The sequence below is a fragment of the Dysgonomonas sp. Marseille-P4677 genome, assembly GCF_016652235.1.
GTDB lineage: Bacteria > Bacteroidota > Bacteroidia > Bacteroidales > Dysgonomonadaceae > Dysgonomonas.
Window position 1 is genome coordinate 1 of record NZ_JAEPKU010000143.1, and the last position, 10,835, is coordinate 10,835.

The window sequence follows — 10,835 nt, forward strand, 5'->3', positions numbered from 1 at the left end:
CTCTAAAATAGAATTTTAGAGAGTTTTTTTATTTTCTATATAAAGACATTCTCAGTCATTTTATTTCCAATTAAAGACAACGAATCGTTAGGGTATAGTAACGTTAATTATTTATTACATGACGGATGTATATTCCTAAAAGCAACGAATAAGTCACATGATCATATAACAATTAATATTATAACTTAGTTAATTTATGGCAACATTAAAATTTTTCTTACGTCACTCCACACGAGGAGAATCCCATTTGGGTAGTATCTGTGTACGTATTATCCATGCCCGAAAAGTCAAGGTACTGACCAGCACAGTCCGTCTTTACCCAGAAGAGTGGAATGACAGGTTACAGCAAATAATTCTGCCCGAAGAGGATACCGACCGTTATTATAGTCTGTGCAAAGCAAGTGAGATATTGCGCCACTATAAGGATGAGTTTGAAGAAACCATCGGAAAGTTAGAAAAATCAGGACGTTATAGCCTTCAGGATATTATACTGGGTTACCGCTACCGTCGTAGTCTGAGTAGCCTGCATGGTTTTGTCGAGTTACTGTCCCGGAATATGTTCCGCTCCGGGCAAGAACGAACAGCACGTGCTTACTGTACAACAGCGCGTATGCTTATCCGCTTCAATAAAGGAAAGGATATCCCACTGAAGCATATCAATATGTGCATGATAAAGGAGTTTGAATCTTATCTGAAGGATTGTGGTAAAGCAATGAACACCATCTCTTATTATATGCGTATGCTCCGGGCCATTTACCGTAAAGCAGTTAAGAATAAGCTGATCGAAGCTAAACGGGAAAACCCTTTCGAGGGAGTCTTTACCGGATTTCAGCAAACCCGTAAACGCGCATTGGACAGTGATAAAATCAAGCAACTCTATAGTCTGGACTTCATCTCGTTACTCGAAAGCAAAGATATCTCCGGAATTGAGTCAGGCAGTAAAGGTATTACAACAAATACAGAGTATCCTTATTATCTGGGTAATAAGGGATTGTACGAAAGTTGGCGTTATTTCTTTTTTTGTTTTCTCGCACGGGGTATGAGTTTTGTGGATATGGCCTACCTGCGTAAAGAGAATATCCGTCACGGGGTAATTAGCTATTACCGTAAAAAAACAGGACAAAAAATCGAAATTACAGTTACCTCTTCACTCCAGAAAATAATAGACAGTTTTTCGGATGAAGTAAGAAACTCCCCCTATCTGTTTCCTGTAATATGCTCGAAAAACAAGCCAGCACGGATACAATACGAAAGTGGTTTAAATATTCAAAACCGTCGGTTGAAACGACTTTCTAAGATAGCAGATATAGGTTGTAAAATTACCACACATGTCGCACGGCATAGCTGGGCTACTATTGGAAAAAAGCAAAATCTTCCTTTGTGGGTTATCAGTGAAGGCCTGGGACACTCCTCTGAAAAAATGACTTATACCTATCTGGCCTCTTTCGATCTGTCAACTCTGGATAAAGCCAATGAGCAAATAGCTATGGCAGTACTTAATTCGCCTACAGTATCTACCAATAATTATATTTCCACATAAAATTCCAGTACAAATAAACGACTTAAACATCTATTTATCAAATAACTATTTATTCATATAAATAAAATAGACTAGTGTTTTTTTGTTTTTTCTTTGGTGAAAAAACAAAATTATTTTTAAATTTGCCCGTATATATCATTTTATCTGCTAACCAGCCTTTTGAATCGTTAAATTTTAAATTTAGCTGAAAAGCCGGGAATACTTTTATGATAAGCCCCAATCTGACACTTATAAGGTGTCGGGATAGAATCTTTAACACATAACCGAAAGCAAAGGTACTCTTAATGAAAAAAAAATCGGCTACTCATTATCTCCCACTTGTTCATCATTTGGTCCCTGAAGGGCATTTTTTCTAATTTGACCGGGTGTAAAACCTAAATTCTTCTTGCAAAAATCATTAAAACTGGATTTTGTTGCGAAGCCAAACCTTACACTCAAACTCTTTAAAGGAGTATCTTCGTTACAAATAGCGTAGTATATTTTTTTTGCTCTGTGCTCATTCATCCATTTGTAACCTGAAACTCCAAACGCTTTCTTAAATCGTTTCTCTAAACCGGAAGGGCTCATATTCATAGCCTTTGCCATTTCCGAGAAAGTTCTGTATTTATAGTAGTTATTGATAACTAAATAAGTAAATCCGGCATCCAGACTCAATGCTTTTTTGAAAAACATAGCAAGGTCTTCTTTCGGATAAAACGCTCTGAACAAATAGAAAAGCTCTTTCACTTTAGTCTTAAAATAGTATTTGCAACATATTCCTTTACGCATGAAGAACATTAAACCGTCTATATAAATATCCATCGCCTCGTTCATCTTCAACAAGGCGGGTTCTTTTCGACTCCTGCCTGATTGATTTCTGTTTACTCCTATTGTCTGATGTAAGAGGCTCTCGAGCATGTAAGATTCACAAAGCTGTATCTTATCCAGTAGGCGGATCATAACAATACATGTATCTTTACTCACTTTAAATTTAAAATGATAGTCGGGAGGCAGGAAAAGCATCTGCTTGCGGGACATAACGCAATCGTTAAAAGATCCGAAAGAATAGTTTACATGCCCTTCCAACAGGAAGATAATTCTACCAACATTGGGTTGCCCTATTAATACCTCACCTTCGGCCAGCTCTTTTATCTCGATGGTAGGGCTAGACCCGTTGTCATGATTGGGGCAATTTTCATGTTCGTTTTTGTATAACATTTCCATAATTAATTGGTTATCGGTATGTTTAATATATGTTTAATTAATCAATAAACACATCAGGACTTACACAGAGGATTATTACCACTGATTATCAATGCTATAACAAATAAATAAATTACTTATCCCGGGGGGTGAGAGAAGTGATGTTTAATAAAAATTACACAAACGTATTTTGAGCATTATATCTCTTACACATGAGTGATTGATAATGTATATGTTACAGCATATCAGGATTCTATCCCGACACCTTATAAGTGTCAGGATGTATTGAGTCAATTAGACAGAACCGGCATCATAGACCCTGTAAAACATTCATATTCTCCCTTTTGGAGAGGTTTTTCAGGAAGAAAACATACACAGTATCAGAAAAAAAGTTTAATAACGTAAGGAATATGTATCAAGTAGAATTTATTCCCGTTTCATTGGAGAAAAAAGATTCTCGTTTTTATATCGAAGCAGACATGTCGATCCTTTGTCGTCATGTAGGCAAGGACGAATTCTTTATGTGTACTCCCATACTTAGTAATAACGAATACCGTTTGGAACTTCCCTCGGTACTTATAGCAGGCTATCGCCGTTACCGTTCACAAAAGTTTGCTATATATGGTTTCGGTCGTAATCTACTTTCAGGTTACAAATTTTATAAAATGCTCAAAGCCGTAAATAGCTCATGGATTAATTATCCGTACCGTGTATGCATGGATTATGAAGAATGGATGGCCGAAGCCAAGGTCGCGTGTCTTATTTCAAATAAATCTTAGAGTGCAATGATTAAACAATTTACATTACTACCAGCTATACTTTGTTTTGCCCTTGTGCCTTTACATCCCAACTATATAAAAGGGCCTTAATATACAGCAATCTTAGCGCAGAAGGACTAAAAAAAGCTGTCGTTGCCCGAGGGATACCTCCAGTTTTTCGTATGGCTATCAGTGAGTATGCTATCTTGCTGAAATATGGAAAACACATTCAATCCTGGTTATATGTGCGTTACAGTATTAAATTAAGTATAGATTCATAATTTTTAACTAAATCAATTTATTAACAAAAAAGAAAAGAATGAAAACAAAATTCAAGCATTTAACACTAATGGCTACTGCTCTTATATTTGGATTAAGCAGTTGCTCGAATGATGATGAAATCAGAGTACGAGAGGGTGAAGGTACTCCCAAAAGCCTGTTCTTAAAAATAAGCGGCAGCAGTCCTGCCACCTATGCCGAAGGTTCTGTGCAAGGGACTGGCCCTGTAACATTCTCAAAGGGATTGTTGTATTTTACTGATAACGATGGAGTTATTAAATCCCATTATACTATCGGTACGGAAGCAACTGATGATATAAACATTGCAGAACTGACAACAACAGGTAAAGCCATTTCCAATCTTCCTGGTGATGTGTCTGCTGTCTATATTGTAGGAAACACTCTCGATAATCTTCCGACATCAGGTAATATTTCAGCGGTAAAAGCAGTTGTCCTTAATGTGGAAACACAGGGTACTATTACTGATGTAAGCCTGTATGGTGAAACAACCTCCCTCACCTCTCCTGAGGATCCGGAAAATCCTGATGCCTACTACACTTGTACGGTAAACCTGGCACCTGTCGTAGCCCGTTTCGAATTGACAGATATTAAAGCTTCTGGAAACGTAATTACAGGATTCAAAATAGCCGGTATTTTCATAGACAATTATTTCTCACAAGCAACCGTAAATGGAAGTGTAACTGCCGGTAACCTAAAAGACAATGGAGCCAGTGCCATTGCTTTTAATGATAACAGTGAAGCATATCCGGAGAGCCTTAAGCCATTTATCTATGATTGGTATACAGATTTAAACGCCGATAATAACACTGTTACACCTCCAACCGGAGCCGTTTGGGGATATAACGTCTTTGCTACTGCTGCAGGAAGCGCAGTTCCACGTATCGTTATTCGTTTGACGGATATCACGACAACTACAGCTAGTGGCGTCACTTACCCCAACGAACAGTTTATCACTATTAAAGGATTCAAGAAGGAAGGTGGAGCATCTTTGGAAACGATCAAAGCAGGAGAAGTATATAGTATTTCTACGGGGCTTCTCAACTTTGATGAAACAGATCTGGCTGGTACACCGAACTTATCTACTATCGATGTTGAAGTGACAGTTACATTGGCCAACTGGGTGCCGGTTGCTGTAACTCCTGAACTTTAATTTATAAATTTTACATATCCGGCAGGATAGTAACATTCCTGCCGGATAGTATAAGTGATCTTTTTAAAAGCATAAATACCGCTAAATCCTCTGTAGCCGGAAATATGCGGTATTTATATAAAGAAATTCAATAATTAAGGAATAAACTATGAGAATGTTCCATATAGCCTTGTTACTGTTCTCAGTCATACTTCTACACAGTTGTATCGGCGAAGATCTAAGTTCATGTCGGCATATAGCAGATAATAATCTGATAATTGAATTCCTGTACACCGACAATGAGGGGCAGGATATCTTCTGCGACAGAATAAATAAAGTCAACCTATTTGTCTTCGATGAGAATGGCTGTTTTGTAACAAGTCATTGTGAGGAGACAGAAGCATTGTCTGTTTTTGCAGGTACAAAGCTAAGTCTGCCTCCAGGAACTTACCGTATAATTTTCTGGGGAAATGCGGCGGACAAGTGCGAATTCAGAGACTTGTCTATCGGCTGTTTTTTCAGTGAGGCTTCTTTATGCAATATTTCTTCTGATACGGAATATTATCCGACGAATGGAGATCCTTTATATTATGCTCCTGCAATGATATCCGAACCTTTACGTTCACAACAATTTATAGCAACCATCCCCATAGAAGGAACAACAAGCGCATCTGTCTCTTTTGGCAGGGCACATATCAAAATTGCAATATATATCAAAGGATTCGAGGACAAATCTGATGAAGGGACTTCCCTTACCCCGGTGATCGAATTGACAGATATTCCACCCTCTTATAATTTTGAATTACAGGCATTCGGTGATCCTGTATGCTACGGTGAAATTGCAGAACCGGCTACAATTGATGGAGAACAACTGTCCATAGCCGAATTTAACACTCCTGTTTTCAGAGAAGATACACCGATGCAACTTATTATAAAAAAACAATCCGACGGAGGTACGCTGACAACTATCAATCTTAAAGATTTCATCAGGAAAAATAATATTGATTTACAAGGTTCTTCGGACCTTCGAATCCCAATTTTTTTAGAATACAAACAAGGCTCATTTGAAATTACACTTCCTGATTGGGGTCAGAATCCCATAGGACCGGAAACATAAACACCTAATAATAAATAACAAAGAGGGTATTACCACCCGAACCTATTATATAAAACTTACATTATTAAACAACAATGAATATTACCGAAATAAACAAAGGGGTCCAAGCATTAGCATTACTACTTATTTTAAGTATGCTTTACTGCTGCACCGACGAGAACGAGCACCATAAGATATCGGGAGGAAAAGAGAAACTTGTCAGTTTTTCGGTTGGTGTTCCCGGCTCAGGAACTCCTAAAACTTATGCATTGAATGAGGTTGACGAAAACGAGGTTAAAAATATAGTCGTCCTACTCTTCGATCCGGAAGGGAAATATATTTATCAGCCGATCTATATAAATAAAATCATCACCGACGATAAAGACAGTAAGATAAAGACTTTCACGGCCAAAGTCCCTGAAGGCACATACAAACATATGGTACTCCTTGCCAATAGCAACAGTATTGTAAGTAATGCCCTTAATGAAATTGCCGTAGGCGATCCGAAAGATGAAGTCTGTTCAAAGCTGTTAATAACAAACAATGGAAAATGGAATACTTCCCCGGGCTCGTCCGGTTACATCGGTATCCCGATGTGGGGAGAGATCAACGATATAACTGTAAACAGCGCCATGGCAGAGAATAATTCTGTAAATTTGGTCCGTATGGTCGCAAAGGTCGATGTAGTTCTAAGTGCCACCAGCCAGACTAAGTTCAAACTAAAAAGTGTTCGTCTTTATAATAATAACGATAAGGGGCAGGTCGTTCCTGATGACACCAATTGGAATACAGTTCAGAATGAAGTTATTATAACAGAACCATCAGTTCCGGTGACGGCTCAGAAAATGCAGGGTCCTCTTATTTATGATAATAATACTATTACTACAACAAATGTCTCTTGCGTTGGGGAGATCTATGCATTCGAGGCTGTTGCCGGGACTTCTTCTACATTGACAGAGAATACCTGTCTTGTTATCGGAGGGGTTTATGGGAATGATCCACAGGAAAAGGAAACGTTCTACCGTGTCGATTTTTCAAATACGACATCTGGAAATACAACTTACCTTGCCCTGTTGCGTAACCATCATTACAGGGTAACCATCACCGATGTAAGTGCATCCGGGTTAGGTACTCCTGAGGAAGCATTCAATTCACGGCCAGTTAATATAAAGGCAAGCATTATCGAGTGGGATGACGGACGTTTTTCCGATTTCGTGGTTAACGATCAGTATTATCTTGGGGTTTCACAAAGTGAATTTTTCTTCTCCCGAGAAGCAGGTTATACTTCAGTTAAGGAAAAATATGCCTTATATATAGTTACAGACTATCCCGGAGGCTATAATATATCAACTGTTTATGAAGATGGAGTTACCCCATGGCTAACATATTCAAAATCTACAGAAAAAATTTACATTAAACCTGAAGAAAACAACAGTTTAAATAAACGCACAGCAGAACTCCATATTACAGCAGAGCGATTGACCTATATTGTAAAAGTTACTCAGGATATTTTAGGTGAGCTGGATCTTTCAATAATGAATGAAGATAATGAAGAAATCAGCTTGTTGGAATTTGTTTCTACTCCTTACGAGATAACAAACAACATCCAACCTGAGCCAAAAGGTCTTAAATTTAGATGGCAACCGTGTGATGTTCATAAGTCCAGATTAATCTATTTTAGTAATACACTTGGAAAATCTTTTGAATTTGGAGGTTCTCAATCTTTGGGAGTCAGCGGTGATTTTTTATCATATTTAGGTGAAAAAAACTTTAGTGATATCCGCCCTAGGTCTATCACACCAGAAGAGTTAAATACGGACCCTTTTTTCCAACGTTCGTCCATTTATACCTTTTCTGTTACAGATGGTATAAGAATCAAAAATAAGACATTGATTTTTCGTCATTCTGTAAAGAGAGATACAGTAATAGCAGATGTCAAGCCCTACTATCTTCTTGGAAGGGCATATACTTTCAATATACGTAGCAACACAGGTTGGCGCATCAAGTCTATTAACGAAGAGGTACTAGGAGGCTATACGTTACTGAATCTCAAAGAAGACGACAATCTTCGCGTAGGCACGATGGGTGGTTATAATACGAATATAGGTACAGATATCCATTTCCAAACAAACGAGAAATCTACCCATGTTACAGGAAAAATAACACTCATTATCGAAAGTACAACTACTCCTAAGAGTTTTGAAGATATTCCTATTACATTTGATATTCATGCTGAATATTATCCAACAACACACAAGGGATGGGCCGGATCCAATATCTATTGGGATGGAACAAAACTCACTTTTGATGATGTCGGCGTAACAACTCATCGTCAGTATCAGGGTGTTTTTTTCCAATGGGGTAGCCTATATGGTATTACTTCACTAAGGGGTAAATGGTCTTTAAACATGTTGCTTTACCCACCTTCCGGTGGTACTTCAACACCTGCATATTTAGGCTATACATCTTGGGGAACATTACCGCACATTAGTGATGCTACAAATATCATAACGTCATATATTCCTTCAGGTAAGTCAGTCCGAGATCGTAGTTACCTATATGAAACGACAGATGAAGCTACCGGCTTGGGGGATATCTGCAAACATTTAACTGAGAAAGGATGGGCCCCAGCAGGCAAGAAATGGCGTATGCCTACATCTGCTGAATTTGATGCTATAGCAAACAACTGTGAAAATTATGGTGAAAATATTGGTGGTCTATGGATTCCACAAACAGGTGATGTTAATCAAACCGATGGGAGATTTACTGTAAAGCCCGGTAAAAGAAGTAAAAGTGAAAGTTATTTATATTTCCCCGCTGCAGGATATCGCTATAATGACGATGGAGATCTGTCCAATGTCGGTTCGAACGGGTTTTATTGGTCCGGTTCACCGAATAATACTGGAAATAATAGCTATATGCTGGATTTTAATAAGGGTTCAATTAATCCTAAAGCCACTAATGTTCGCAGATATGCATTTTCAGTTCGCTGTGTTGTAGAATAAGTAAACCAAATAGATATCCACTAATATAAAAAATACCCTGGGGTATGTAGTTTTGTAAAGTTTGTGTTAAGCATCCCGTGAGTCGGGAGATTCGCGGGATCTTTTTAATAATACAAAGAAGAGGCGCATTTATGAAATATGATCAAAGAAAATTACAATTAAAAATTATTGAGGTATGTACCGTATTCTTTTTTTGTTGGATGTTCACATCCTGTAAAGAAGAAGAGTCCGATCAACCGGAAACTGTCCGAAAGGTTTTACTGGTTTATATGGCAGGGGACAACAATCTGTCGGAAGAAAGCCATGAGAAACTTAAAGCTATCCGTCAGGGATGGAAAGCGACTCAAGAATGTAAGATACTTATTTACCAGGATGCAACGGATATATCTCCTCGTCTTTTACAAATATCGGATAATAATACCTTAGAAACCATAGAAGAATATAGCACCGAAAATTCGGCTGATCCGGATGTATTCCGTCGCGTAATCATGCAGGCTAGAACCATGTATCCAGATGCAAAATATAACCTGCTTATTTTCTCTCATGCTTCGGGTTGGCTACCGGATAATACGTTAATGGATACTCAGTCAAAATCTCAAAACAAGATGGTTTTATCAGACAATGGGCTAGGAATGAAACTTACAAGTTTCGCTGCTGCTATTCCCCACAAGGCTTTTGAATACATCATTTTTGAGACCTGCTTTATGGCTGGAATAGAAGTTGCATACGAACTGAGAGATAAAGCCTGTTATATATCTGCATCCTCTGCCGAAATAGTATCTCCGGGATTTACGGCTATCTATCAAAAACATATAAGTGAATTAGCATACGGCGATCCTATACAATTTATGAAAGAAGCTTTCGCCTATTTTGATAGTCAAACGGGCTATATGCGTTCGTCTACTTTATCGGTGATTCGGACAAGTAACTTGGAAAGCCTCGCCGCTTATGTCAGGATAAACTGTGACTTCTCAAAAGGAGTAAACATTAATGATGTTCAGCATTTTGACAGGAATGGTCATCATCTGTTTGCTGATTTCGAAGGTTATTACTCCTGTTTGCTTAAAACAAAAGAACAAAAAGAGGAGCTACAGCACCTTATCGACGATTGTGTTGTATGGAAAGCCTCTACACCTTATTTCATACAAGATTATAACGGTTTTGCCATCACTCAATATTCAGGACTTACAACCTATATCATGCAAGAACAATATAACAGACTCAATGAAAACTACATGGAGTTAGAGTGGTACAAAGCAACAAGATAATAATGAAGTATGTTCCTTACGTATAGAAATAAAAGCTTATGAATAAAAAAGAATACAAGATATCATTTTCTATTATGTGGATGATATATCCAGCTGTCTTATTGATAATAATACCTCTTATATTCAATAGATGCAACAGTAAGAATATTGAATCCAGTAAAAATACCTTTGTTACAGAACATGATCCTCTAAAGAAGGAGTTTAAAAAGATTACGATTCCGGATGAGCTAGCCACTCCATCTCAAAGAGCTGATTATCTGGTCCCCCATTATTGGGATAACTTTAATTTCAGTGATACCGGGTATATACATCTACCTGATATTACAGAGCAAGCTTTTGTTGATTATCTTGAAGTCATGCATCATGCAGATAAACAAAAGGTATATTTTTCCATTACAGCAATGCTGGATAGGGCTGTCAGGGAAGATAGTACCGGAAAGATGTATCCTTATTTCCTCCGTTTATACAAAGACTATTTATACGATCCGAACTCTCCCATGCGGAATGACGAGTATTATATCCCTGTTGCTCGTTACATTCAAGAAGATACTATTAGT

8 protein-coding genes are annotated in these 10,835 nt (G+C 37.9%); 7 read left to right on the plus strand and 1 reads right to left on the minus strand.

The annotated features are described in order from the left end of the window. Positions 1–196: 196 nt before the first annotated feature. Positions 197–1,540 carry a site-specific integrase gene (locus tag JGH11_RS17105; RefSeq protein ID WP_201113835.1) on the plus strand — a complete coding sequence of 448 codons (1,344 nt, stop codon included), beginning with the start codon at positions 197–199 and terminating at the stop codon, positions 1,538–1,540. A gap of 300 nt (positions 1,541–1,840) precedes the next feature. On the opposite strand, the gene JGH11_RS17110 is transcribed toward JGH11_RS17105, so the two are convergent. Next, positions 1,841–2,743, minus strand: a complete 903-nt coding sequence (locus JGH11_RS17110; RefSeq protein ID WP_201113837.1) for an AraC family transcriptional regulator — start codon at positions 2,741–2,743, stop codon at positions 1,841–1,843. A gap of 389 nt (positions 2,744–3,132) precedes the next feature. On the opposite strand from JGH11_RS17110, the gene JGH11_RS17115 reads away from it, so the two are divergent. From JGH11_RS17115 to JGH11_RS17140, 6 genes are all read left to right on the plus strand, one after another. Continuing rightward, positions 3,133–3,501 carry a DUF3868 domain-containing protein gene (locus JGH11_RS17115; protein ID WP_201113839.1) on the plus strand — a complete coding sequence of 123 codons (369 nt, stop codon included), beginning with the start codon at positions 3,133–3,135 and terminating at the stop codon, positions 3,499–3,501. Between the two features lie 298 nt (positions 3,502–3,799). Beyond that, positions 3,800–4,930 carry a hypothetical protein gene (locus JGH11_RS17120; RefSeq protein ID WP_201113841.1) on the plus strand — a complete coding sequence of 377 codons (1,131 nt, stop codon included), beginning with the start codon at positions 3,800–3,802 and terminating at the stop codon, positions 4,928–4,930. Between the two features lie 148 nt (positions 4,931–5,078). Beyond that, positions 5,079–6,026 carry a FimB/Mfa2 family fimbrial subunit gene (locus JGH11_RS17125; protein ID WP_201113843.1) on the plus strand — a complete coding sequence of 316 codons (948 nt, stop codon included), beginning with the start codon at positions 5,079–5,081 and terminating at the stop codon, positions 6,024–6,026. Between the two features lie 74 nt (positions 6,027–6,100). Next, positions 6,101–9,010: an FISUMP domain-containing protein gene (locus tag JGH11_RS17130; RefSeq protein WP_201113845.1), complete on the plus strand. Its 2,910-nt coding sequence runs from the start codon at positions 6,101–6,103 to the stop codon at positions 9,008–9,010. A gap of 131 nt (positions 9,011–9,141) precedes the next feature. Further along, positions 9,142–10,278 carry a clostripain-related cysteine peptidase gene (locus tag JGH11_RS17135; protein ID WP_201113847.1) on the plus strand — a complete coding sequence of 379 codons (1,137 nt, stop codon included), beginning with the start codon at positions 9,142–9,144 and terminating at the stop codon, positions 10,276–10,278. Positions 10,279–10,316: 38 nt separating this feature from the next. Beyond that, positions 10,317–10,835 (plus strand): DUF5106 domain-containing protein (locus JGH11_RS17140; RefSeq protein ID WP_201113848.1); only part of this gene is annotated, 519 nt, incomplete at its 3' end.